We start from the raw sequence: 24,415 nt of genomic DNA, 5'->3' as shown, positions 1-24,415 counted from the left end.
ACCCTCCGGCGCTTACGGCGCTCACGGCGCTCACGGCGTTTTCGCCGGTCCGGCGTACGTGACGGCTAGCGCAGCTGCCATTTCTGGTTCGCGGCCCCCGTGCACGACCAGATCTGCGCCCGTGCCCCGTTCGCCGACGAGTTGCCGGTCACGTCGAGGCATTTGTTCGCCGCGGGGTTGACCACGTCACCCGTCGAAGAGTTGTACGACCACTGCTGGGCGCCGGAGCCGTTGCAGTCGTAGAGCTGGACCTTGGCGCCGTCGGACGTCGACCCCGACGTGACGTCGAGGCACTTCCCGAGCGAGCGCACCGATCCGTCGGTCCCCACGGTCCAGGACTGCGCGGCGGTTCCGTTGCAGTCGTAGAGCTGCACCGCGGTGCCGTTGGCGCTCGACGCGCCCGCCACGTCGAGGCACTTGCCGGCCAGTCCGACGAACGCGCCCGACTGTCCGCCCCCGCCCGACGGGGTGCCGGACCAGGTGAAGGTCGCCGATGTCTTGCCCGGCAGTGAGTAAGTGGCGTGCTGGGAACCCCAGTTGACGGTCACCGTCTTCGCGCTCGACGCGTCGTTGTAGGCGATCAGCGCCTTGCCGCCGTCCGGGTTGCGCCAGGCGACGTTCGGGACGGCCGAGGACGCCGTGGAGGCGATCCGCTGCGCCCCCGGCCGGACGAACTTCGTCAGGTGGCCCATCGTGTAGTACTCGACCGTGTAGTCGACCGTCCCGCTCGCGCCGTCCCCGTTGTGCACGGTGATCAGTCCGGTGCAGGTGCCGCAACCCCCGTTGTGCGGGCCCTTGTTCTGGTCCACGGCGAGCGACCACTTGGTCACCGACTTCGCCCAGTTGCGGGTGTAGTCGACGATGTTGAGCATGTCCTCGCGCTGCTGGTTGGCGATCCAGGTGCCGCCGGAGTGCTCGGTCCCGAAGGCGTCGAGCCCCGGGTACTGGTTGTGCACGCCCGTCTGCCTGGCGATGTCGCCGCCGTACCCGTGCCAGGCGATCCCGCCGAAGTTCGGGTGCGAGCGGACCGCCGCGTCGTCGACGGTCTGGGCGGCGTAGGAGTCGTACACGTCCCAGTTCCAGTCGTGCGCGAGCACCTTGGTGGACAGGCCGGCCGCCTGGAGCTTGGGCAGGAGCTCGCTCTTGGTGAAGTAGGCCAGTCCCGAGGCGTTCCAGCTCATCGAGGGATACCCCGAGCAGCAGGTCGGCTCGTTCTGGGCGGTGACGTACGAGACGGGGACGCCCTGGTCCCGGTACGCCTGGAGGTACTTCACGAAGTACGAGGCGTAGGCGCCGTAGTTCTCCGCCTTCAGCCAGCCGCCGTTCAGCGACCCGCTGTCCTTCATCCAGGCCGGTGCCGTCCACGGCGAGGCCATGACCGTCAGGGAGGGGTTGAGCTGGAGTGCCTGCCTGGTCAGCGGCACCACGTCGGCCAGGTCGTGCGCGATGGAGAACCGCGCCAGGTTCGGGTCGCTCTGCCCGGCCGGCACGTCGTCGTAGCTGTAGCCGTAGCGCGCGAGGTCCGAGGCGCCCATCGGGTTGCGCAGGAAGGACAGCCCGATCCCGTCCGTGGGGGAGAAGAGCTTGCGCATCGTCGCGTCACGGGTGCTCTGCGACAGGGCGCCGCTGCTGTTCATCAGCCAGGCCGCGGTGTCCGTGAAGGACGCCCCGCCGCCGGTGAAGGTCTGGTACCGCGTGTTCTCGTCGACGGTGATGTTCTCGCCGCTGCCGCCGCTGCCCGACTGGAAGGCGAACGGCGCCTGGGCCTGGAGCCCGCGGACGACATGACGTCCGCCGTCGTCGTCCGTCGTCGTCAGGTACGCGGTGACCTGTTCGCCCGCGGCGTGCGCGGGCGCGGCCGCCGTGAATCCCGCGGTGGCGAGCAGCCCGGCGACGATCAGCCGGGCCGCCCGAGTGGATCTCCTCATGGAGCGCCGCCCTTCTGGAGGTGGGGGGAGGCGTGCGAGGCGTGAGTAAATGACGGCTGCGGAGCCGCGTCAAGGGGTTGCGCGTTCAGACTTTGAAGGAACAACTGCTCTGATCCGGACGGGACTTGAGTCTGTACCGGTTCCGGTGTGAAGTCTTGACGGGTTGCCGGGGCGCCAGTTAACTCACGCCCTGATCTAAGTCGTAAGAAGAGTGAGGGAACAGAGCAAGCACGTCATCGTCAGGAAGCAACGTCGTCAGAACGACGTGAGAGTCGAGGGGACCCCCATTGACCGGGCTCGATCGGAATTCCGTACGAAGAACCGCTCTGCTGGCCGGTGCCGCGCTGATCGCCGGACTGCTTCCGCTCGCTACGGCGGGAACGGCGGCGGCCGATGATCCCGCGCCCGTCCCGGTCGACCGCTTCGAGGGCGAGGTGCCCTTCGCGAACCAGCCCGCCGAGGGCATCTTCACCTGGGGCGGCGACAGCGACGACCCGCCGAAGCTGGCCCTGACCGCGCGGTCCGACGCGCCCGAGGGCGCCAAGGTCCTCACCGGGGACTACGACATCAGCGGCTACGGCGGCTTCACCCATGACTTCGCGGCCGACCAGCCGGCCCACGACTGGTCCGCGCACAAGGGCATCCGCTTCTGGTGGGACGGCCGGAACACCGCCAAGAAGATCTCCTTCGAGATCAAGGACGGCGGCGCCAACGGCGAGGCCTCGGAGCTGTGGACGACCTCCTTCACCGATGACTTCAGTGGCTGGAAACAGATCGAGATCCCCTTCGCCGACTTCGTCTACCGCACGGACTACCAGCCCGTCGGCGGTATCGACCAGGTCCTCGGCCTGACCGGGATGTGGGGCTACGCCCTCACGCTCCCGGTCGGCGTCCAGGGGCAGTTCGCCATGGACGACGTCGAGCTGTACGGCAGGGCCGACCAGTCCCTGCGCGCCTCCGTCAGCACCGACTCGGCGGTCTACCCGGTCAAGGAGGGCGGCACGGCGCGGGTGAAGGTCTCCGTCGCCACCACCGGCTCCGCCCCGATCGACGAGCCCGTGACCGTCGCGTACGAGAGCGCGGGCGGCGGCGCCGAGCCGGGCAGGGACTACGCCCCCGTGAAGGGGGAGATCACCTTCCCGGCGGGCACGACGTCCGGCACGAGCCGCACCGTCACCGTCCGGACCCTGCGCGACAAGTCCGCCGAAGCGGCCGAGACGATCCCCCTCAAGCTCACGGTGACCGGGGCCAAGGCCCCCGCCGAGACCCCGCAGGTCGTCGTCGACGCCCACGGGCTGCCGTACCTGAACCCGAAACTGTCCGTGAAGAAGCGGGTCGCCGACCTGGTCTCCCGGATGTCCCTGGCGGAGAAGACCGGCCAGATGACCCAGGCCGAGCGCGGCGCGATCGGCACGGGCGGTGACATCGCCGCCTACGACCTCGGGTCGCTGCTCTCCGGCGGCGGCTCCACGCCGACCCCCAACACCGCCGCGGCCTGGGCGGCGATGATCGACGGCTACCAGCTGCGGGCGCAGGCCACACGGTTCCAGATCCCGCTGATCTACGGCGTGGACGCGGTGCACGGCCACAACAACCTCGCCGGCGCGACGGTCATGCCCCACAACATCGGTCTCGGCGCCACCCGTGACCCCGCCCTGGCGGAGCGGACGGGCGCGGTGACCGCCGCCGAGGTCCGCGCCACCGGCATCCCCTGGGACTTCGCCCCCTGCCTGTGCGTGACCCGCGACGAACGCTGGGGCCGCTCCTACGAGGCCTTCGGCGAGGACCCGGCGCTCGTGAAGTCCATGGAGACGGTCGTCCAGGGCCTCCAGGGCGCCCGCGACGGCAGCGACCTCAAGGACGACGACAAGGTCCTCGCCACCGCCAAGCACTTCGTCGGCGACGGCGGCACCGGGTACGGCACGTCCACGACGGGCTCGTACACGCTCGACCAGGGCGTCACCAAGGTCACCCGGCAGGAGCTGGAGGCCGTGCACCTGGCGCCCTTCAAGACGGCGGTCGACCGCGGTGTCGGCTCGGTCATGCCGTCCTACTCCTCGCTGGACATCGTCGGTGACGGCCAGGGACCGGTGAAGATGCACGCCCGCGCCGACATGATCAACGGCGTGCTCAAGGGCCGGATGGGCTTCGACGGCTTCGTCATCAGCGACTGGAACGCCATCGACCAGCTCCCCGGCGACTACGCCTCGCACGTCCGCACCTCGGTCAACGCGGGCGTGGACATGATGATGGTCCCCTACTCGTACAAGGACTTCCGTACGACGCTCACGGACGAGGTGAGCGCGGGCCGCGTCAGCGGGCGGCGGATCGACGACGCCGTGTCGCGCATCCTCACCCAGAAGTTCGAGCTGGGCCTCTTCGAGAAGCCGTACGCGGACACGAGCGGTGCGTCGGGGATCGGCTCGGCCGCGCACCGGGCCGTGGCACGGCAGGCGGCGGCCGAGTCCCAGGTCCTGCTGAAGAACGCGGACGGCGTCCTGCCGCTGAAGAAGTCCCAGAAGGTGTACGTCGCCGGTTCGAACGCCGACGACCTCGGCAACCAGACCGGCGGCTGGACCCTCACCTGGCAGGGCTCGTCCGGCAACAACACCAAGGGCACCACGATCCTCCAGGGCATGCGGAACGCCGGCGGTGACGTCACCTACTCCAAGGACGCCTCGGCCCCGACCGGTGGCTACGACGTCGGTGTGGTCGTCGTCGGCGAGACCCCGTACGCGGAGGGCGTCGGCGATGTCGGCAACGGCAACGACCTGGAGCTGACCGCTGCCGACAAGGCGGCCGTCGACAAGGTGTGCGCGGCGATGAAGTGCGCGGTGCTGATCGTCTCGGGCCGCCCGCAGCTCATCGGCGACCGGCTCGGCGCCGTCGACGCCCTGGTGGCCTCCTGGCTGCCGGGCACCGAGGGCGACGGGGTCGCGGACGTCGTCTACGGAAAGCGCGCCTTCACCGGGCAGCTCCCGGTCACCTGGCCGAAGTCGGAGTCCCAGCTCCCGATCAACGTCGGTGACACCTCCTACGATCCGCAGTTCCCGTACGGATGGGGTCTCACCACGCTGGCGAAGGCACCGGCGGGTGGCGCGGCCACACTGCGGGCGCTGGCCCTGGTGGCCTCGGCGGCGGAGCGGCACGGCGCCGACGGAACGGCCCGGGCGGCCGTGACGAAGGCCCGTCTGCTCGTCCAGCAGAAGATCGGCTCGTCGGTCACCGCGGCGAACGCGGCACCCTTCGCGGACGCGGACCACCTCCTGCTGACCGGCCACTACGGAGAGGCGGTGGCGAAGCTGGCCCAGGCGTACCGAGCGGGATAGAGGGAGAACGTGGAGGGCCGGCCGGGGCTGGACACATCAGCCCCGGCCGGCTCGCGTTCCGGTGGCGGCAGGACGCCACTCTCCCGATGTCCGGTTTTGCTCTGGTTCGGGTAACTTCAAGGCATGAGGGCCGCACACACCCGAGGACTTCCAGGCCTGCTGGTCGCACTGATACTCGCGGCCCTGGCGCTGGTGTGGTTCCCGGCGCCCCCGGCCCATGCCGCGACGGACGTCTCCACGGTCGCGGCGGCCCTGCGGAAGGGCCCTGTCTATGTGGACCCGGCCGCCTCCGGGCAGCTCTCCGCGTCGGAGGCCGACGCCCTCGCCGCCAAGATCAAGAAGGCCGACAAGCCGCTCTTCGTCGCCGTGCTTCCCGCGGACTTCCCCACCGAGAACCTCTTCCGGAACCTGCGCACCGACACCGGCGTCACGGGCCTCTACGCGATCAGGCTCGGCGACCGCTTCGACGCCCGCGCCGACTCCGCGGTGATGTCCCGCTCTGCTGTACAGAACCTCGTCACCAGCGTCCAGGGCGTGAAGGACGCGAACACCCAGCTCGACGAGTTCACCGACCGGGCGCTCGCCGACATCCACGGCGCGGCCCCCGCGAGCTGGGGCGGTGGCACGAACGACGGGGGCGTCTCGACGGGAGCGCTGATCGCGGTCGGCGCGGTGGCCGTCGTCGGCGGCGCGGGCGCCTACACGGTCGTGCGCCGCAACCGGCGCCGCAAGGAGGAGGAACAGCGCGCCGCGCTCGACAGGCTCCGCGTGGTCGTGGACGAGGACATCACCGCCTTCGGCGAGGAACTCGACCGCCTCGACTTCCACCCCGCGGAGGCCGGCGCGGACGACGTGATGCGCGCGGACTACGAACGCGCGCTGGACGCCTACGAACAGGCGAAGTCGTTCATGGCCGAGGCCCGGCGCCCCGAGGACGTACGCGCCGTCACCCAGTCCCTGGAGGAGGGCCGCTTCTCCCTCGCCGTGCTCGCGGCGCGCCGCGAGGGCCGCCCGGTCCCCGAGCGCCGCGCGCCCTGCTTCTTCGACCCCCGGCACGGCCCCTCCGTCGCCGACGCGGCCTGGACGCCCGACGGGGGCGCGCCCCGCGAGGTCCCGGTCTGCAAGGCGGACTGGATGCGTCTCACCGGCGGCGAACAGCCGGCGGTGCGTGAGGTCGAGACGGAGTACGGCCGCCGCCCGTACTGGGACGCGGGCCCGGCGTACGGACCCTGGGCGGGCGGCTACTTCGGCGGCGGCCTGCTGCCGGGCCTGCTGGTGGGGACCGTGCTCGGCAGCATGATGGCGAGTCCCGGGTACGGGGCCGCGTACGGCACCGGGTACGGCGACTTCGGGGGCGGCTACGACGGAGGCGATGTCTCCGGTGCCGACTTCGACCCCGGTGACTTCGGCGGCGGCTTCGGTGACGGCGGGGGAGGCGGCGACTTCGGCGGGGGCGGCGGTGACTTCGGCGGCGGCTTCTGAGGGGTGACGCACTCCGGTGAGGGGTGACGTGCTCCGTCCGGCCGCGCACGGGCCGGCGGCGGTCCGCGCACACGGCGACGCCGAGCGCCCCTGTCGGGGAGCTCGGCGTCGGAGAAGGCGCTCGGCGGCGCGGGGCCGAAGCCCGGGACTCAGCCGGCGTTCTTGATCGCCGAGATGTCGAAGTTCAGCTTGATCTTGTCGGAGACGAGGACGCCACCGGTCTCCAGGGCCGCGTTCCAGGTGAGGCCCCACTCGGAGCGGAGGAGCTCGGCCTTGCCCTCGAAGCCCACGCGCTCGTTGCCGAACGGGTCCGTGGCGGCGCCGTTGAACTCCAGGTCGATGCTGATCTGCTTGGTGGTGCCGAGGATCTCCAGATCGCCGGTGATCCGGTAGTCGTCACCGCCGAGGGCCTCCGCCTTGACGGAGCGGAAGGTCATCGCCGGGAACTCGTCGGTCTTGAAGAAGTCGGCGCTCTTGAGGTGACCGTCGCGGTCGGCGGACCCGGTGTCGATGCTGTCCATCGTGATGTCGAGGGAGGCCGTGGACCGCGACGGGTCGGTGCCGTCCAGGTGCAGCGTGCCCTCGAACTCGTTGAACGTGCCCTTGACGTTGGTCACCATCGCGTGCCGGGCGACGAAGCCGATGCTCGAGTGGGCCGGGTCGATGGTGTAGTCGCCGGTCAGCGCGGCCAGGTCCGGGTTCACGGCACCGGCCGTCGCGGTGGCCGTCGAGGTGGCGGCGGTGTCGGTGGTCTTGCGGCCGAAGATGCCCATGAGGTGCTCCTTGGGAGGACGGGCCGCGGTTCCGGGGAGAGCCACGGCGTGAATCTGTTGAATGTTCAACGAGGTCAACGTGGGCAACCGTAGACCTATTCCGTTCAACTTTCAACAGCATCCGGAGCGTGCGCGTGTCGTCACGGTGGGTCGCTCTTGTCCGACCTCTGGCGGACGCGCGTAGAACTCGGGCACCATCTGCGTGCACCCCCTGCACAGCCGCCCCACAGGAAACGCGGCCGGACGTCCGTGCGGCCGCCCCACGGTCCTCAGCAGGAAAGGTCTCCCCAGATGAAGCTCAGGTCCACGCTGACCGCCCTGGCCCTCGTCGTGGCCCCCGGTGTCGCCGTCGTCGGCACCGCCGGCGACGCCTTCGCCGTCAGCAAGATCAGTCACGCCACCGCGACCTCGATGTTCCGTCAGACCGGCATCACCTGGTCCTCCTCCGGTGGCTGCTCCGACCGCAACAACTCCACCTGCACGTCGTTCGAGCAGCTCAACCTCGCCACCGCGCAGGGCGCCCAGACCCTCAAGGGGTCCAGCGGCTGCGCGCTCAACATCACCGGCGGCACCGAGACCGGCCACGCGAGCGGAACCTACTCGCACTGGAACGGCTACAAGCTCGACTACGGCAAGAACACCTGCGTCACCGGCTACATCAAGAACACCTTCAGCTACATAGGCCTGCGCGGCGACGGCGCTCCGCAGTACAAGTCCGGTGCCGGCAACATCTACGCCGACGAGGGCAACCACTGGGACGTCCTCTACTACAACTGCGGCGGCTGCTGAGCCGTCGCCCCCGGGGTGCGCGGACCGCCGAACGGGGGTCCGCGTCACCCCGGTGATGGCATGTGCCACTCATGGATGTGAGATGGCAGTCGGCCGAACAGTTTGTGAGACATCCACAAACCCGAGCCCCTCCTGGCAGTCGGATCGCCTGCATCTGATGGTGGTTCTGTTCAGGGGCGCCAGGAAAACGGTCCGGAGACTGTGCAGAGTCGACGGGCCTGTTTCCTTGGTGGACTTCGTATGGTCGCTACATGACCGTTTTGGACGAGGCCGACACCGCGAGCTCCACGATCCCCGCAGACGAACCGACGGACGCGCGTGGCCGTGTGGCCGAACTGCACGCCATCCGTGCGGAGGCGCTGCGGGGTCCCAGCGAGAAGGCGACCGAGGCGCAGCACGCCAAGGGCAAGCTGACCGCCCGGGAGCGCATCGAGCTGCTGCTGGACGCGGGCTCGTTCCAGGAGGTCGAGCAGCTGCGCCGGCACCGGGCGACCGGGTTCGGCCTGGAGGCCAAGAAGCCGTACACCGACGGTGTCATCACCGGCTGGGGCACGGTCGAGGGCCGCACGGTCTTCGTGTACGCCCATGACTTCCGCATCTTCGGCGGCGCCCTCGGCGAGGCCCACGCCACGAAGATCCACAAGATCATGGACATGGCCATCGCGGCCGGAGCGCCGCTGGTGTCCCTGAACGACGGCGCCGGCGCCCGTATCCAGGAGGGCGTCTCGGCCCTCGCCGGCTACGGCGGCATCTTCCAGCGCAACACCAAGGCTTCCGGGGTCATCCCGCAGATCTCCGTGATGCTCGGCCCGTGCGCCGGCGGCGCGGCCTACTCGCCCGCGCTCACGGACTTCGTCTTCATGGTCCGCGAGACCTCGCAGATGTTCATCACCGGCCCGGACGTGGTCAAGGCGGTGACGGGCGAGGAGATCACCCAGAACGGCCTCGGCGGCGCCGACGTCCACGCGGAGACCTCCGGCGTCTGCCACTTCGCGTACGACGACGAGGAGACCTGCATCGCCGAGGTGCGCTACCTCCTGTCGATGCTCCCGCAGAACAACCGCGAGAACCCGCCGCGCGCGGAGTCCGCCGACCCGGCCGACCGTCGCAGCGAGGTGCTGCTGGACCTGGTCCCGGCCGACGGCAACCGCCCGTACGACATGACCAAGGTCATCGAGGAGCTCGTCGACGACGGCGACTACCTGGAGATCCACGAGCGCTGGGCCCGCAACATCATCTGCGCGCTGGCCCGCCTCGACGGCATGGTCGTCGGCATCGTCGCCAACCAGCCGCAGAGCCTGGCGGGTGTCCTCGACATCGAGGCCTCCGAAAAAGCTGCGCGCTTTGTCCAGATGTGTGACGCTTTCAATATCCCGATCATCACGCTGCTGGACGTGCCCGGGTTCCTCCCGGGTGTCGACCAGGAGCACGGCGGGATCATCCGGCACGGCGCGAAGCTGCTCTACGCGTACTGCAACGCGACGGTGCCGCGGATCTCCCTCATCCTGCGCAAGGCGTACGGAGGTGCCTACATCGTCATGGACAGCCAGTCCATCGGGGCCGACCTCACCTACGCCTGGCCGACGAACGAGATCGCCGTGATGGGCGCCGAGGGCGCCGCCAACGTCATCTTCCGCCGTCAGATCGCCGACGCCGCCGATCCCGAGGCCATGCGGGTCCGCATGGTCAAGGAGTACAAGGCCGAGCTGATGCACCCGTACTACGCGGCGGAGCGCGGTCTGGTGGACGACGTCATCGACCCCGCCGAGACCCGCGAGGTCCTGGTCAAGTCGCTCGCGATGCTGCACACCAAGCACGCGGACCTGCCCTCCCGCAAGCACGGCAACCCCCCGCAGTAACCCGGCGGATCCTCCGCGGTACCCCCGTGGAAACCTCTCTCATGGAGACTGAAACCTATGAGCACCCCTGACATCCGCGTCGAGAAGGGCCATGCCGAGCCCGAGGAGGTCGCCGCCATCACGGCGATCCTCCTGGCCCGTGCCGCCTCCGCTCCCACTGATGCCGCTCCTTCCCACCGCCCCCACCGCAAGGCGGGCTGGCGCCGACTGGAGCGGGAGCCCGGTTTCCGGGCGCCGCACAGCTGGCACTGAGGGTCTGACGCCGACAGCCCCGTCCTCCGATGGAGGGCGGGGCTGTGGTGTGTCCGGGTGTCCGTGTGTCCGGGAGTCCGAGGACGCCCTCCAGGGCCGACAGGGGGCTCTGTGACGCGCGTTCGGGTGCCCCGGGCCGTACCGCCGCCCAACGGGGCTGTACGGGGCAGGAGTTCGGCCGCGCCCCTCGCCCGCGTGTGCGGGGTCGTACGCCCGGGCCGCGGACGCTCTCGGGCCGGGTGGCCGGCGGACGAGCAACGGCCCCCGCTTCTCCGGCCGGAGAAGCGGGGGCCGTTGCCGTACGAGCGGGGGCCGCTAGCGCAGGCGCGCCATGAGGGCGTGCTCGACCAGCGTGATCAGCGCCGACTTGGCGTCCGCGCGGTGGCGGGCGTCCGTCGTGATGATCGGGGCGTCCGGGCCGATCTGGAGAGCTTCGCGGACTTCCTCGGGCTGGTACGGCTGGTTGCCGTCGAAGCCGTTGAGGGCGATGACGAACGGCAGGCCGCTGTTCTCGAAGTAGTCGACCGCGGGGAAGCAGTCGGCCAGACGCCGGGTGTCCACCAGGACGATCGCGCCGATGGCGCCGCGGACCAGGTCGTCCCACATGAACCAGAAGCGGTCCTGACCGGGCGTACCGAAGAGGTACAGGATCAGGTCCTGGTCGAGGGTGATACGGCCGAAGTCCATGGCGACGGTCGTCGTCTTCTTGTCGCCGGTGTGCGTGAGGTCGTCGATGCCCGCCGAGGCGGACGTCATGACGGCCTCGGTGCGCAGCGGGTTGATCTCCGAGACGGCGCCGACGAACGTGGTCTTGCCCACGCCGAAGCCGCCCGCCACCACGATCTTCGCGGACGTGGTGGAGCGGGAAGGCCCTCCGCTAGAGCTTGCGAAGTCCACTGAGCACCCTTTCGAGCAAAGTCACGTCTGGCTGGCCGCCGGCGTTTTCGTCGCCGCCGGGCTGATGGATGGCGACCAGGCCCGCTTCCGCCAAGTCGGCGACGAGGATCCTGGCTACACCGAGAGGGATGGTCAGCAGGGCCGAGATCTCGGCCACCGACTTGATCTCCCGGCAGAGGTTGCAGATCCGCTGATGCTCGGGCAACTGGCCCTGCATCTGGTGCGGCTGCGCGGTCGTGTGCACCAGCGCCTCGATGGCGAGCTGGTAGCGGGGCCTGGTGCGGCCACCCGTCATGGCGTACGGACGCACCAGGGGGTTGCTGGACGACCCGGCGGGCGACGCCTCCGGGGAGCGCCGTTGCGGCTGCACGGGCTGGATGCGCGGCGCCGGCGGCTGGTCGTAGGGGGACGGCCCGGGGCCCTGGGGACCCTGGGGCGGGTACTGCCGTCGCTGGCCGGGTGCGGAGGGAAAGTTGTACGGGTTCTGTGAACCGTCGCCCTGGCCGCCCTGCCCCTGGCCGGGGCCGTACGACCAGTTGCCCGAAGACGAACCGCCTGGGGGTGTTACCACTCTCTCTCCTCCTCCGACCGTGCCGGGCACCCAACGCTGGGACCGCGTCCCGAAACCTTACGGCCCCGGGACGCCAATTCGCACCGTCTGTCTATTAGTTGAGAAGGCTGCCCTGGAGCTCCGCACGAAGGTCCGGAGTGAGGACCGTGCCCGCACGGTCCACCAGAAGCGCCATCTCGTACCCAATGAGACCGATGTCCGCCTCAGGGTGTGCAAGTACTGCGAGTGAAGAACCATCCGAAATGGACATCAGGAAGAGGAATCCTCGCTCCATCTCCACAACGGTCTGGTTCACATGGCCGCCCTCGAAGATACGGGACGCGCCCGCGGTCAAAGAGGTCAGGCCGGACGCGACGGCCGCCAGCTGGTCGGCGCGGTCACGGGGAAAGCCTTCGGACATAGCCAGAAGGAGTCCGTCGGCGGAGACCACCACTGTGTGCGACACACCGGGGGTGTTGTCCACGAAGTTGGTGATCAACCAGTTCAGGTTCTGTGCCGCCTGGCTCATCGGGCTCACTACTAACGCTCCTGGTTGTAGGTGCTGTCAGAACCGAAGCCCTGACCGTTCGTGTCAGTACCTGCACTGCGTCCCCGCTCCACGCCGCGGCGCAGGTTGCTCAGCCTGCCCCGGACGTCCTCAGGAGCGCGGGAGACCTGGGGGCCTCCCTGGGGGGTCGATTCCGCGGTTCCCTCGACCAGGTTGGCCTTGGGCACCCGCCGCGGCAGACCGGACGAGGTGACCCCGCCCGCCTTGGGCTTCTTCAGCTGCTCGGCGCGCTGCCACCGATCGTCGTTCGACGACCGCCAGTCGTCACCCGTGTTCCCGGAGGACATGGGCGCCGCCTGCTCCCTCGCCGGCTCCGCGGGGCGCCGGGCGTTGCCGGCGGGGGCGGGTCCGCGACGGGGGAGTCCCGAGTTGGTCATCGTGTGGGGAGCCGAAGAGGCCGGACCCGGACGACCAAAGCCTACGCTGTTCTGCTCGCCCGCGTCAGCGACCTGCGGAGATTCCGTTTGCGGAGCGTAGTCGGGCCGGTACCCGCCCTGGTACCCACCCTGGTGCGCGTCCTGCTGCGGCCAGTCGTCCTGGTAGGACGGCTCACCGAAGCCCGGCACCGTCTCCGGGGCGGAGCCGCCCATTCCGGCGTGGTCCTGCCGGCCCGGCTCCGTGTAGGAGGGCTCAGGGTAGCCGCCGTTGGACGGGAAGTACGCCTCGTCGTACGCGGCCTGCTGCGGTTCCTCGTACGACGTCTGCTGGTCGTACGTGGTCTGCTGCTCCTCGTGGACACCCTGGACACCCTGGGTGCCGTCGTACGCCTGGGCGCCGTCGAAGGACGCCTGCCCGTTGTCGTACGCGGAGGCGGGCTGCGCGTCGAAGCCGTCGGCGTAGGCCTGGGGGGCCTCGATGGCCTCCGGACCCTGCGCCTGGGCCTCCAGGGCCGCACGGCGCTCCTCGCGCATCAGGGAGCGGCCCACGGGGTCCAGATCGCGGATGTCGTCCGGGACCTCGTAGCGACTGTCGTCGAAGCCGAGGTCCGCGGCGGTCAGCACGGGCTGCTGCTGCGGGACACCGAAGTTCTCGCCCGGGAACGACTGCTGCTGCTGTTCGGGGATGATCTGCGACACGGTGAACTCGTCGGCCATCGGCTGGTTCTCGCCACCGCCACCGTGGGTGATGGCGTCGGGGAGCATGACCAGGGACGTGGTGCCGGCCTGCTCGCCCGAGGGGCGGAGCTGGACGCGGATGCCGTGGCGGTCGGACAGACGGCCGACCACGAAGAGGCCCATGCGCTGCGAGATCGCGGCGTCCACGGTCGGCGGGTTGGCCAGCTTGTGGTTGATGTCCGCGAAGTCCTCGGCGGTGAGGCCGATGCCCTTGTCGTGGATCTCGACCATGACGCGGCCGTCGGGAAGACGGGTCGCGGTGACACGGACCTTGGTCTGCGGGGAGGAGAACGTGGTCGCGTTCTCCAGGAGCTCGGCGAGCAGGTGCACGAGGTCGGTCACGGCGCGGCCGTGGATCTCGGCCTCCGGGACGCCGGAGAGCTCGATGCGCTCGTACTGCTCCACCTCGGAGGAGGCGGCGCGCAGGACGTCGACCAGCGGGACCGGCTGGTCCCAGCGGCGTCCGGGCTCCTCGCCGGCGAGGACCAGGAGGTTCTCGCCGTTGCGGCGCATACGGGTCGCGAGGTGGTCCAGGCGGAAGAGGTTCTCCAGCTGGTCCGGGTCGGCCTCGTTGTTCTCCAGGTCGGTGATCAGGGTCAGCTGGCCCTCGATCAGCGACTGGTTGCGGCGCGAGAGGTTCGTGAAGATCGCGTTGATGTTGCCTCGCAGGAGGGCCTGCTCGGCGGCCAGTCGTACGGCCTCGCGGTGGACCTGGTCGAAGGCGCGGGCGACCTCGCCGATCTCGTCCGTGGTGGTGATCGGGATCGGCTGCACGCGGGTGTCGACCCGGCCGGGGTCGGTGCGCGAGAGCTGGTCGACCAGCATCGGCAGACGCTGCTCGGCGACATTGAAGGCGGCGCTGCGGAGCTGGCGCATCGCGCGGCTCATCTGGCGGGCCACCATGCCGGCCAGGATGAACGCGGCGAGCAGGGCGATCACGACGGCGGCACCGGTGATGAACGCGTCGGTCCTCGCCGTGTCGGAGATGTCGCCGGCCTCGGCCACGGCCTTGTCGGAGAGGTCCGACTCGATCTGGCGGTAGGCGTTGTACTTGGCGGTGTTGACCGCCATCCAGTTCTGGGCGGTGACGCCACCCGCGGCGAGCGCGGCGCGGTCGCTCTCCAGCGGGGACTTGAGCCCCGCGAGTTCCTTGACCATCTCGGTGTCGCCCGAGGGCGGCGGCACGTAGTTCGGGTCGGCGGCCGCGGCCTCACGTGCCTTCGCGGTCAGCTCCGACCTGATCTTCGCCGAAGCCGATTCGAGCGTGGCCGCGTCTTCCTCGGTGCCACCACCCTTGTACTCCTCGATGGCGATGCCCTCGAGGTAGGCGTACGAGGAGAGGGCGACGCGCTGGCTGGCGAGGCTGCTGACGCCGGGACCCGGCTTGATCAGCATGTGCATGCCGATGGACCGCTCCAGCGACAGCGCGGCCTTGGACAGCGAGATCGCGTAGACCGTACGGCCGTAGCTGGTGATGTTGCCGGTGCCCAGACCGAGCTCGTTGGCGAACTCCATCAGCGGGTGCTGGATCTGGAGGTAGCCCTCTTCGGTCTTCACACCGGGAAGCTTGGTGGTGTACGCGGCGGCCCGCAGCTTCTCGAGACTGGGCTCGACGCTGCGGAAGACCGCGAGGCGCCGCTCCAGGCCCGGAGTCTTGGGCATGTCCTTGGCGGCCTCTTCGAAGGCGTCGGAGGCCAGGTCGGTGTCCCGGCGGACCTTGACGACGGTGGCGTCCTTGGCTCCCTTGCCGGACAGCAGGGGGTAGGCGCTGAGGTCACGCTCGACGAACAGCTTGTCGCCGTAGTTCAGTGCCGCCTGCACCAGGCGCGCCGTCTTCTCGGCGTCCTGCGCTTCCTGCCAGGTGTCGATCGAGCCCTTCACCTGGAAGCCGCCCATGACGAGGCCGACCACCACGGGTATGAGCAGGATCGCGTTCAGCCTGGTCGGCACACGCCAGTTGCGCGGGGAGAATCGGCTCCCGCTCGGCGCGGGCGCCGGCGTGGGCTCCGGGCCGGCGACTTGTGCGGGCGCCGCTCCGCGCGCCGGCGGGGTGAAGTTGCCCCGTGCCGACGGCTCGGGACCGTTCATGCTTCGCCTCACTCGACCAACAACCTCTCGGCGTCGGCACCTACTGTGTGCCGCCGTATCTACCAGCGCCCTTGACTACTGGGCAGTTCAGCGCATTCCAGCACGTCAAGCAGCGCCCTTCCAAACACTCGGAACGGATGATTCCGAGTGGCGCTGACCACAGACAAAAACGGTCATAAAGAGCGAGCCCCGTCAAAAGACGGGGCCTTCATGAACGCAGGGGCACCGGGCGACCGCTATGCGTGTCGGAGCCGGCGGAATTCTCTGTCGAAACGTTATGAACACTGAGGCCGGCCGTGTCAAATGACACAGCCGGCTCCAACGCGTCTACGACAACTTCCATACAGGGTCGTCTACTTGGCTGCTACCGCAGCCGTGCCATGAGAGCGTGCTCGACCAGGGTGATCAGAGCGCTCTTCGCATCCGCACGGTGTCGCGCGTCCGTCGTGATGATCGGAGCGTCCGGGCCGATCTGAAGAGCCTCGCGCACTTCCTCCGGGTTGTACGGCTGGTGACCGTCGAAGCCGTTGAGGGCGATGACGAACGGCAGGCCGCTGTTCTCGAAGTAGTCGACCGCGGGGAAGCAGTCGGCCAGACGCCGGGTGTCCACCAGGACCACGGCGCCGATGGCGCCGCGGACCAGGTCGTCCCACATGAACCAGAAGCGGTCCTGGCCCGGCGTACCGAAGAGGTACAGGATCAGGTCCTGGTCGAGGGTGATACGGCCGAAGTCCATGGCCACCGTGGTGGTGGTCTTGTCCCCGGTGTGGGTGAGGTCGTCGATGCCCGCCGAAGCGGAGGTCATGACGGCCTCGGTACGCAGGGGGTTGATCTCGGAGACGGCACCCACGAACGTGGTCTTGCCGACACCGAAGCCACCCGCTACGACGATCTTCGCGGAGGTGGTCGCCCGGCCTCCGTCAGAGCTTGCGAAGTCCACTGAGCACCCTTTCGAGCAGTGTCACGTCCGGCGCGCCGCCGTTGTTCTCATCGCCGCCAGGCTGGTGAATGGCGACAAGTCCGGCCTCGGCGAGGTCCGCGACAAGGATCCTGGCCACGCCGAGCGGCATGGACAGGAGGGCCGACACCTCGGCCACCGACTTCACTTCCCGGCACAGATGGCAGATGCGCTGGTGTTCGGGCAGCAGTCCCATCAGCTGGGCCGGATCGGCCGTGGTGCTGATCAGAGCTTCTATGGCCAGTTGGTACCGCGGCCTGGTCCGGCCGCCGGTCATCGCGTACGGACGTACCAGCGGCTGGTCGCCTTCATCCCCGTACGACTCGGCGTACGGATCATGAGAGGCGGGGGGCGGGGTCATGAATCCTCCGGGCGGGACAGCAAGTCGGTCAGTCGTGCCGTCTGTTGGGGCCGGTGGGGGGATTGTGGCGGCCGGACGGTGATTTCGTGCGGTGTCTGGATCCGGCGGCGGTCAGTGAAGCAGACTGCCTTGTAGTTCGGCACGCAGGTCCGGCGTGAGGACGGCGCCCGCACGGTCGACGAGCAGTGCCATCTCGTAGCCGACGAGGCCGATGTCGCATTCCGGGTGGGAGAGGACCGCGAGGGACGATCCGTCCGAAACCGACATGAGGAAGAGGAAACCGCGCTCCATCTCCACGACCGTCTGGGCCACCGCACCGCCTTCGAAGATCCGGGAAGCCCCGGCGGTCAGCGAAGTGAGTCCGGAGGCGACGGCCGCCAGTTGGTCCGCGCGGTCGCGGGGGAAGCCTTCGGACATCGCCAGAAGGAGTCCGTCGGCGGACACGACGACGGTGTGGGACACCCCGGGGGTGTTGTCCACGAAGTTGGTGATCAACCAGTTGAGGTTCTGTGCCGCCTGGCTCATCGGGCTCAACTAACGCTCCTGCTGGTGAGTGGGGCTGGGGAAGCTGCCGGTCTGGCCGTTGGGAGCGGCCTGTCGACCTTGCTGAATGCCCCTACGGAGATTGGTCAGCCGGCCGCGTACGTCATCAGGCGCACGCGAGACCTGCGGACCGCTTTGGTGCTGTTGCTGCTGTGCCGTGCCCGCGACGAGGTTGGCTCGCGGGACGCGGCGCGGCAGGCCTGAGGTGGTGACCCCGCCTGCCGACGGCTTACGGGAACGCTCCGCCTGCTTGACGAGGTCGTCGTTCGGAGAGCTGCGCCACGTCGTGGTGGTGGCCGGTGCGGCGGTCGGTGCGGCGGCCGGCCGCTGCGGAGCCGGGGGAGTCTGCGGCTGCTGTGGGGCGGCCTGCGGGTATCCCTGGGAACCGTTGTTCTGGTGGGCGGTGCCGTTGGCCGGCGCGCCGTCCGAGCCGTTCGCCTGACCGTGGAACCAGTTGGTCTCCAGCGTGTCGTACAGCGGGGTACGGCCGTCACCGGGGTTCGAGGCCGGGGGAAGCGCCTCGGGGGCCTGCTGACGGGCGGGGGCCTGTGGGGTGGCCGGCCGCTCGTACTGTCCGGTGGACGAACCCTGCCCGTAGCCGTTCGCCGCGTACTGCCCGGTGGACGCGGGGTCCTGGGAAGGCGCGTAGCCCGGCTGGGCGAACTGGCCCGTGGACGACGGCGACTGGGAGGCGCCGTAGCCCTGGGCGGGGAACTGTCCCGTGGTGGCCGGGTTCTGGCCGACGGGGGACTGGTTGCCGGAGGCGTAACCGTACTGGCCGTTGTTCTGCGGCGCGCTCGCGCCGGGGCGCGGGGCGTCGAAGTCGGGACGGGCGAACTCCGAGGTGGAGGCGGGGCCCCGGTCCTCGACCCGCGGCATGCGGGACGTGGCGTCGGGGTCCTCGTGACCACGCGGGGTGTCGGGGGACGTACGCGGAACCGGCGGCTGCGCGTTGTCGTCGCTCCAGCTCGGCGTGCGGGAGCCGGCGTTGCCGCCGGGCAGCTCGGCGCGCGCGGCGCCACCGCGTCCCGGAAGCTGCGGCCGGCGACGGCCGCTCTTGCCGTTGGACGGTGCCTTCGCGGGCGCGGCCGGAGCCGCGTTGCTGTCGCCGAAGGCGTTCTGGCCCGTGCTGCCGTTTCCGTTGCCGAAGCCCTGCTGCTGCGAGCCGTTCTGGGCGGGGAAGCCCTGCTGCGGGCTCTGCCCGAAGGCGTTCGCACCGGCGGGAGCCTGCCTGCCCTGCTGGCCGCCGGCCTGGCCCTGCTGGCCACGCGCACCGCCGGAGCCACCCGGGCGACCGCCCTGGTTGCTGCCGGGCAGCGCGGCCCGCGGACCCTGGCCCGCGCCGACCTGTCCGCGCTGCGGCGGGGCCCCGAGGGGACCGCCGGGGGCGGAGGGGGATCCGGTACCGAGCGAGGGACCGCCCGAGCGACGGGCCGAGGCCGCACCGGCCGAGGCCTGCGCCGCGGCGGGGCCGCCGCCGGAGGCACCCTGGCCCGGCTTGTTCGGCATGGGCTTCTTGCCGCCCTGGGCGACGTCCACGGGCAGCATGACCAGCGCGGTCGTACCACCGGAGTCGGACGGACGAAGCTGGATGCGGATGCCGTGACGCTGCGACAGACGACCGACCACGAACAGACCCATGCGTCGGGAGACGGAGACGTCCACCGTGGGCGGAGCGGCGAGCCGCTCGTTGATCGCGGCCAGGTCCTCGGGGGACAGACCGATACCGGTGTCGTGGATCTCGATCAGCACGCGGCCGTCGGGCAGGGCGTGACCGGTGACCTTGACCTTGGTCTGCGGGGAGGAGAACGACGTGGCGTTCTCCAGCAGCTCGGCGAGCAGGTGGACGAGGTCGTTGACGACCCGGCCGGCGACCTCGGTGCCCGGCACCGAGGCGAGTTCGATGCGCTCGTACTGCTCCACCTCGGAGGCGGCGGCGCGGAGGACGTCGACCAGCGGGACCGGACGGGTCCAGCGGCGACCGGGCTCTTCACCGGCGAGAACGAGAAGGTTTTCACCGTTACGGCGCATGCGGGTCGCGAGGTGGTCGAGCTTGAACAGCGAGGAGAGCTGGTCGGGGTCGGCCTCGCGGGACTCCAGCTCGGATATGAGCGAGAGCTGGCGCTGGATAAGACCCTGGGAACGGCGCGAGAGGTTGGTGAACATCGCGTTGACGTTGCCTCGCAGAAGGGCCTGCTCGGCGGCGAGGCGGACAGCCTCGCGGTGCACGTCGTCGAAGGCCGCGGCCACCTGGCCGATCTCGTCCCGGGAGTGCACACCGACCGACTCCACGGAGGTGTCGACGTCCTGCGGGTCCGACTCCGAGAGCTGCTTGACGAGCTCGGGCAGGCGGTCCGAGGCGACCCGGGTGGCGGTGTCCTGGAGGCGGCGCAGCGAGCGGATCATGGACCGGGCCACGACGAAGGCGCCGACGAGCGAGACACCGAGGACGAGCAGGATCAGTACACCGGAGATGATCGCTTCACTCTGGGACTCGTTGCGCAGCTCACGGGCCTTCTGCTCCATCTCGCTGAGCAGCGTGGTCTCGATCTTCGACATCTGGTCGATCTTGGCCGAGTCGTCGTCGAGCCAGTCCTTGTAGGACCGCTTGTTCTGCGACTTGAGGCCCTCGGAGTTGCTCAGCACACGCTTGGCGTACTGGTCGGCCGACTTGATCGTCGGGTTGTCACCCTCGATCGGCAGGAGCAGTTCCGTGTTGCCCTCGCCGTAGATGTTCTTGAAGCTGCTGGTCTCGGACTCCTGGCTCTGCTGCGCGGACAGCGCGTACTGCTGGTCGTTCTTGGAGAGCGTTCCGAAGACCTTCGGCTGCGTGGGAAGCGCGGCGGCGATGATGGCCCGCTGGACGGAGGCGTACTCCTTGGCGGAGGAGAACGCGGCCAGCGCGCGGGTGCGCTGGATCATCTCCGGGTTGCTGGTCGCCTCGGCCATGTCCTGCGAGAGCGCGAGGAGCTCGGTGACCAGGCGGTGGTAGGCGTCCACCGTCTGGGTCGAGTTCTGCGGGTCGTTGTAGGCGTCGCTGCGGATCTTGTTGAGGTTGTACAGCTCGCCCACGACACCGACGAGGCTGTCGTGCACGCCGGCGAGCTGGCCCTCGGCCGTCGCGTCGTCGACCTGCTGCGTGCCTTGGAGGAAGTGCTTCCTCGCCACGTCGGTCTTGTCGCGCGCCGACTTGACCTCGTAGTCGTTGGCCAGGGCGCCGTGTGCCAGCGGACCGGCCGTCTCGTCGCGCTCCTGCTGGAGCGCGGCGGCGAGCTCGGTGGCCTGCTTGGTCATCTCGGTCAGCAGCCGCATGTTGTCGAGCTGCTGGATGTTGTCCATCGACTCGTTGATGCGGAGCGCACCCAGCGAGGTCGCGGCGACCACGGGGAGCGCGAGCAGCGAGACGAGTCGCGTCGAGATGCGCCAGTTCCGCAGGGCTACACGCGAGCCGTAGCTCGGGGTACCCGTCGACGTGGCGTCGGTCGTGGTGGCGGGAGCCTTGGGCTTCGCGCCGGCGCGAGCGGAGTGTTCACCGCTGCCGCCGACCTCTGCCGGTCCCGGGTTCTGGGCGTGCTGGGGCGAGGAACCGCGGTCGGTCCCGCCGCGCGGCTCCGGCTCCGCCGAAGCGCTGCCATCCCTCTTGAAACGTCCCTGCACTAGCGTCGCAACCTCTGGACCAGGCGCCCCTCCGCTGGAACGGCGGGGCGGTGTCGGCGTTGTACACGGACGCAGATGCGCCCTGTGTCTGTGGTCTGAATGACCGGCGCAGGTTCCCCCTTCCCGCCGCCACTCGGCGCTGAGTAGCGCCCCTGCGCGCCGGATTCGTGAATCCGCGGCGGTCCGAGGAATTCCAGCACAGTGCAGGATCTCCAACAAGGGCCATGTACCAGGCTGTGACCTCCGTGACAGCATGTGAGTGACAGGTCACGAGGCGTGTAAGGGGTTCTCGTACATACCGGGCATAGGCCTACGAGCCGTGGGCGTCACGGCCGTGTCCCAGTCGCGATGATCAGGAGCGGAATGAATGGTTCAGTAGAGTAATGTCCGTTTGGTCGGCCCGTGTTGGGGGTCTCGATTGACCGGTTTGCCCCTTGGTGAGTGAGCAAACTCACACAGCGATCATGGCCTCTTCACGGCATCGCCAGGGAATTGAATGTTTAGCCTGACGCTTTACAGGGATGGCGAATCCGACAACCCGCGTCCATGTGGGGCTCTTTGACCCCGACCGGCGCCCAGGACGACAAGGTCGAGCAAAACGGTGAAGACGACGATGATGTTCCGCAACATTGCCAATCCGCGGCGCACGACGCTGGCGCACCTCGAGGACGCCGATGCCCTGCGCACGCCGGAGCGGCCGGAGCACTCGGTCGAGCTCCCCCTCCAGACGGCCAACCCCCGTCGCACCGTCCTGATGGACCCCCCGGTCACGGTCGCCGCCGCCGCGGAGTGAACGCGGTGACCGGCGAAGGGCCGCGCGGCGCGCGGCCCGGCCGGTCACGGACACCCCTCCACGAGGGCACCCCCACCCCCACCCCTGGCCCGGACCGGCGCGCCGCCGCCCGCCACCCCGGAGCACGCCCCGCCGCTCACCGTTCCGGCGGATATACGCGAAGCCCGCAGCCCTTGCCGCGTTAGCCTGGAGCGTCAGACTCCAGCCAGCTCAGTGAGGGGCGCCAGGATCCCGTGCGCATCGCCAGATTCTCCATCGACGGCAACGTCGCTTTCGGCGCGGTCGAGGGCGACAAGCCGGACGAGCTCGTCCTCGACATCATCAAGGGCATCCCGTTCGCGGACTTCGAGCTCTCCGGTACGAAGGTCCCGCTGAACAAGGTACGGCTGCTGCCGCCGGTGCTCCCGAACAAGGTCGTGGCCTTCGGCCGCAACTACGCGGAGCACGCCAAGGAGCTCGGCAACGAGGTGCCCGACGCCCCGTTCGCCTTCTTCAAGCCGTCGACCTCGGTGACCGGTCCGGGCGACCCGATCCAGTACCCCTCCTTCTCCAGCGAGCTGCACCACGAGGCCGAGCTCGCCGTCGTCATCGGCCGCATGTGCCGCGAGGTCCCGCGCGAGCGGGTCAAGGACGTCATCCTCGGTTACACCTGCGCCAACGACGTCACCGCCCGCGACGTGCAGAGGCGCGAGAAGCAGTGGGCCCGCGCCAAGGGCTTCGACAGCTCCTGCCCGCTCGGCCCCTGGGTGGAGACGGACCTCGACCCCGCCGACCTGACCATCCAGTGCACGGTCAACGGGCAGCAGCGGCAGCTCGGCCGCACCAGCGAGATGATCCACTCCATCGAGGACCTCATCGTCAACATCACCGAGGCCATGACGCTGCTCCCCGGCGACGTGATCCTCACCGGCACCCCGGCTGGGGTCGGCCCCCTGAACGTCGGCGACGAGGTCGCCGTCACCATCGAAGGCATCGGCACTCTCACCAACAAGGTGATCAAGCGTGGCTAACGTCCGTGTACGTTTCTGTCCCTCCCCGACCGGCAACCCCCACGTCGGGCTGGTCCGCACCGCCCTGTTCAACTGGGCGTTCGCCCGGCACAACGAAGGCACCCTGGTCTTCCGCATCGAGGACACCGACGCGGCCCGCGACTCCGAGGAGTCGTACGACCAGCTCCTCGACTCGATGCGCTGGCTGGGCTTCGACTGGGACGAGGGCCCCGAGATCGGCGGCCCGCACGCGCCGTACCGCCAGTCGCAGCGCATGGACATCTACGCGGACGTCGCCGCCAAGCTGCTGGACGCGGGCCACGCGTACCGCTGCTACTGCTCGACCGAGGAGCTGGACACCCGCCGCGACGCCGCCCGCGCCGCCGGCAAGCCCTCCGGCTACGACGGCCACTGCCGCGACCTGAGTGCCGAGCGGAAGGCCGCCTACGAGGCCGAGGGCCGCACGCCCATCGTCCGCTTCCGGATGCCCGACGAGGCGATCACCTTCGAGGACCTGGTCCGCGGTGAGATCACGTACCTCCCGGAGAACGTCCCGGACTACGGCATCGTCCGCGCCAACGGCGCCCCGCTGTACACGCTCGTCAACCCCGTCGACGACGCCCTGATGGAGATCACCCACGTCCTGCGCGGCGAGGACCTGCTCTCCTCCACCCCCCGGCAGATCGCCCTCTACAAGGCGCTGACCGAGCTGGGCATCGCCAAGGAGACCCCGGCCTTCGGCCACCTCCCGTACGTGATGGGCGAGGGCAACAAGAAGCTCTCCAAGCGCGACCCGGAGTCCTCGCTCAACCTCTACCGCGAGCGCGGCTTCCTCCCCGAGGGCCTGCTGAACTACCTCTCCCTGCTCGGCTGGTCGCTCGCCGCCGACCGCGACATCTTCTCGATCGACGAGATGGTCGCCGCGTTCGACGTCACGGACGTGAACCCGAACCCGGCCCGCTTCGACCTGAAGAAGTGCGAGGCGATCAACGCCGACCACATCCGCATGCTCGACGTGAAGGACTTCACCGAGCGCTGCGCCCCCTGGCTGCGCGCCCCCTTCGCGCCCTGGGCGCCGGAGGACTTCGACGAGGCGCAGTGGCAGGCGATCGCCCCGCACGCCCAGTCGCGGATGAAGGTCCTCTCCGAGATCACGGACAACGTCGACTTCCTGTTCCTGCCGGAGCCGGCCGTCGACGAGGCGTCCTGGACGAAGGCGATGAAGGAGGGCAGCGACGCCCTGCTCCGCACGGCCCGCGAGAAGCTGGAGGCGGCCGACTGGACCTCCCCGGAGTCCCTGAAGGAGGCCGTCCTGGCCGCCGGTGAGGAGCACGGCCTCAAGCTCGGCAAGGCCCAGGCCCCGGTCCGCGTCGCCGTCACCGGCCGCACGGTCGGCCTGCCGCTCTTCGAGTCCCTGGAGATCCTGGGCAAGGAGAAGACGCTGGCGCGCGTCGACGCCGCGCTGGAGCGGCTCGCGGCCTAGC

Annotated in this window: 18 protein-coding genes; 8 read left to right on the top strand and 10 right to left on the bottom strand. The window is 69.6% G+C overall.

Annotation, left to right across the window (positions count from 1 at the left end):
- Positions 1–65: 65 nt before the first annotated feature.
- The gene (locus ACFYW9_RS13520; protein ID WP_389148707.1) at positions 66–1,928 is read right to left on the bottom strand and encodes a ricin-type beta-trefoil lectin domain protein; all 1,863 of its coding nucleotides are present in this window, start codon (positions 1,926–1,928) and stop codon (positions 66–68) included.
- 287 nt (positions 1,929–2,215) lie between these two features.
- Here ACFYW9_RS13520 and ACFYW9_RS13515 point away from each other — a divergent pair, with 287 nt between their 5' ends.
- Positions 2,216–5,257, top strand: a complete 3,042-nt coding sequence (locus tag ACFYW9_RS13515) for a carbohydrate binding domain-containing protein (protein ID WP_389148704.1) — start codon at positions 2,216–2,218, stop codon at positions 5,255–5,257.
- A gap of 123 nt (positions 5,258–5,380) precedes the next feature.
- Positions 5,381–6,739 carry a hypothetical protein gene (locus ACFYW9_RS13510; protein ID WP_351868751.1) on the top strand — a complete coding sequence of 453 codons (1,359 nt, stop codon included), beginning with the start codon at positions 5,381–5,383 and terminating at the stop codon, positions 6,737–6,739.
- A gap of 149 nt (positions 6,740–6,888) precedes the next feature.
- Here the strand turns inward: ACFYW9_RS13510 and ACFYW9_RS13505 are convergent, their stop codons facing one another.
- On the bottom strand, positions 6,889–7,512 hold the full coding sequence (locus ACFYW9_RS13505; RefSeq protein WP_351868943.1) for a YceI family protein: 624 nt from the start codon (positions 7,510–7,512) through the stop codon (positions 6,889–6,891).
- 291 nt (positions 7,513–7,803) lie between these two features.
- On the opposite strand from ACFYW9_RS13505, the gene ACFYW9_RS13500 reads away from it, so the two are divergent.
- The 3 genes from ACFYW9_RS13500 (at position 7,804) to ACFYW9_RS13490 (ending at position 10,412) form a co-directional block, all read left to right on the top strand.
- Positions 7,804–8,301, top strand: a complete 498-nt coding sequence (locus tag ACFYW9_RS13500) for a hypothetical protein (RefSeq protein WP_389148700.1) — start codon at positions 7,804–7,806, stop codon at positions 8,299–8,301.
- A 251-nt stretch (positions 8,302–8,552) separates the two neighbouring features.
- Positions 8,553–10,160 (top strand): acyl-CoA carboxylase subunit beta, encoded by a 1,608-nt coding sequence (locus ACFYW9_RS13495; protein ID WP_351868757.1) that lies wholly within the window; start codon positions 8,553–8,555, stop codon positions 10,158–10,160.
- A gap of 57 nt (positions 10,161–10,217) precedes the next feature.
- Positions 10,218–10,412 carry an acyl-CoA carboxylase subunit epsilon gene (locus tag ACFYW9_RS13490; protein WP_351868759.1) on the top strand — a complete coding sequence of 65 codons (195 nt, stop codon included), beginning with the start codon at positions 10,218–10,220 and terminating at the stop codon, positions 10,410–10,412.
- A gap of 315 nt (positions 10,413–10,727) precedes the next feature.
- On the opposite strand, the gene ACFYW9_RS13485 is transcribed toward ACFYW9_RS13490, so the two are convergent.
- The 8 genes from ACFYW9_RS13485 to ACFYW9_RS13450 form a co-directional block, all read right to left on the bottom strand.
- On the bottom strand, positions 10,728–11,309 hold the full coding sequence (locus ACFYW9_RS13485) for an ATP/GTP-binding protein (protein ID WP_151472110.1): 582 nt from the start codon (positions 11,307–11,309) through the stop codon (positions 10,728–10,730).
- Positions 11,290–11,880: a DUF742 domain-containing protein gene (locus tag ACFYW9_RS13480; RefSeq protein ID WP_389148695.1), complete on the bottom strand. Its 591-nt coding sequence runs from the start codon at positions 11,878–11,880 to the stop codon at positions 11,290–11,292. The genes ACFYW9_RS13485 and ACFYW9_RS13480 overlap by 20 nt, the downstream gene beginning before the upstream one ends.
- Positions 11,881–11,974: 94 nt before the next feature.
- Entirely contained in the window at positions 11,975–12,388 is a 414-nt protein-coding gene (locus tag ACFYW9_RS13475) for a roadblock/LC7 domain-containing protein (RefSeq protein WP_037625176.1), read from the bottom strand.
- An 11-nt stretch (positions 12,389–12,399) separates the two neighbouring features.
- On the bottom strand, positions 12,400–15,642 hold the full coding sequence (locus ACFYW9_RS13470) for a nitrate- and nitrite sensing domain-containing protein (protein WP_389148692.1): 3,243 nt from the start codon (positions 15,640–15,642) through the stop codon (positions 12,400–12,402).
- Between the two features lie 352 nt (positions 15,643–15,994).
- A complete protein-coding gene (locus tag ACFYW9_RS13465; protein ID WP_028802395.1) occupies positions 15,995–16,570 on the bottom strand; it encodes an ATP/GTP-binding protein in 576 nt (191 codons plus the stop codon).
- A complete protein-coding gene (locus ACFYW9_RS13460; RefSeq protein ID WP_037624993.1) occupies positions 16,551–16,949 on the bottom strand; it encodes a DUF742 domain-containing protein in 399 nt (132 codons plus the stop codon). Before ACFYW9_RS13460 ends, ACFYW9_RS13465 begins: the two co-directional genes overlap by 20 nt.
- Before the next feature lie 111 nt (positions 16,950–17,060).
- The gene (locus ACFYW9_RS13455; protein WP_266765867.1) at positions 17,061–17,474 is read right to left on the bottom strand and encodes a roadblock/LC7 domain-containing protein; all 414 of its coding nucleotides are present in this window, start codon (positions 17,472–17,474) and stop codon (positions 17,061–17,063) included.
- A 9-nt stretch (positions 17,475–17,483) separates the two neighbouring features.
- Positions 17,484–21,149 carry a nitrate- and nitrite sensing domain-containing protein gene (locus ACFYW9_RS13450; RefSeq protein ID WP_389148688.1) on the bottom strand — a complete coding sequence of 1,222 codons (3,666 nt, stop codon included), beginning with the start codon at positions 21,147–21,149 and terminating at the stop codon, positions 17,484–17,486.
- Positions 21,150–21,750: 601 nt separating this feature from the next.
- Between ACFYW9_RS13450 and ACFYW9_RS13445 the strand changes: the two genes are divergently transcribed.
- The 3 genes from ACFYW9_RS13445 (at position 21,751) to gltX (ending at position 24,414) form a co-directional block, all read left to right on the top strand.
- Entirely contained in the window at positions 21,751–21,942 is a 192-nt protein-coding gene (locus tag ACFYW9_RS13445) for a hypothetical protein (RefSeq protein ID WP_389148685.1), read from the top strand.
- Between the two features lie 233 nt (positions 21,943–22,175).
- Positions 22,176–22,952 carry a fumarylacetoacetate hydrolase family protein gene (locus ACFYW9_RS13440; protein WP_329301821.1) on the top strand — a complete coding sequence of 259 codons (777 nt, stop codon included), beginning with the start codon at positions 22,176–22,178 and terminating at the stop codon, positions 22,950–22,952.
- Positions 22,945–24,414 (top strand): glutamate--tRNA ligase, encoded by a 1,470-nt coding sequence (gene gltX, locus ACFYW9_RS13435; RefSeq protein ID WP_389148680.1) that lies wholly within the window; start codon positions 22,945–22,947, stop codon positions 24,412–24,414. Before ACFYW9_RS13440 ends, gltX begins: the two co-directional genes overlap by 8 nt.
- Position 24,415 lies beyond the last annotated feature (1 nt).

Source organism: Streptomyces sp. NPDC002698, assembly GCF_042888945.1.
Lineage (GTDB): Bacteria > Actinomycetota > Actinomycetes > Streptomycetales > Streptomycetaceae > Streptomyces.
This window is presented reverse-complemented; position numbering and strand designations above follow the sequence as displayed.

Coding starts and splice junctions, on each gene's coding strand:
- ACFYW9_RS13460 (WP_037624993.1), bottom strand. CDS start 16,949: ATGACCCCGCCCCCCGCCTCTCATGATCCGTACGCCGAGTCGTACGGG.
- ACFYW9_RS13490 (WP_351868759.1), top strand. CDS start 10,218: ATGAGCACCCCTGACATCCGCGTCGAGAAGGGCCATGCCGAGCCCGAG.
- ACFYW9_RS13520 (WP_389148707.1), bottom strand. CDS start 1,928: ATGAGGAGATCCACTCGGGCGGCCCGGCTGATCGTCGCCGGGCTGCTC.
- ACFYW9_RS13510 (WP_351868751.1), top strand. CDS start 5,381: ATGAGGGCCGCACACACCCGAGGACTTCCAGGCCTGCTGGTCGCACTG.
- ACFYW9_RS13475 (WP_037625176.1), bottom strand. CDS start 12,388: ATGAGCCAGGCGGCACAGAACCTGAACTGGTTGATCACCAACTTCGTG.
- ACFYW9_RS13455 (WP_266765867.1), bottom strand. CDS start 17,474: ATGAGCCAGGCGGCACAGAACCTCAACTGGTTGATCACCAACTTCGTG.
- ACFYW9_RS13495 (WP_351868757.1), top strand. CDS start 8,553: ATGACCGTTTTGGACGAGGCCGACACCGCGAGCTCCACGATCCCCGCA.
- ACFYW9_RS13505 (WP_351868943.1), bottom strand. CDS start 7,512: ATGGGCATCTTCGGCCGCAAGACCACCGACACCGCCGCCACCTCGACG.
- ACFYW9_RS13500 (WP_389148700.1), top strand. CDS start 7,804: ATGAAGCTCAGGTCCACGCTGACCGCCCTGGCCCTCGTCGTGGCCCCC.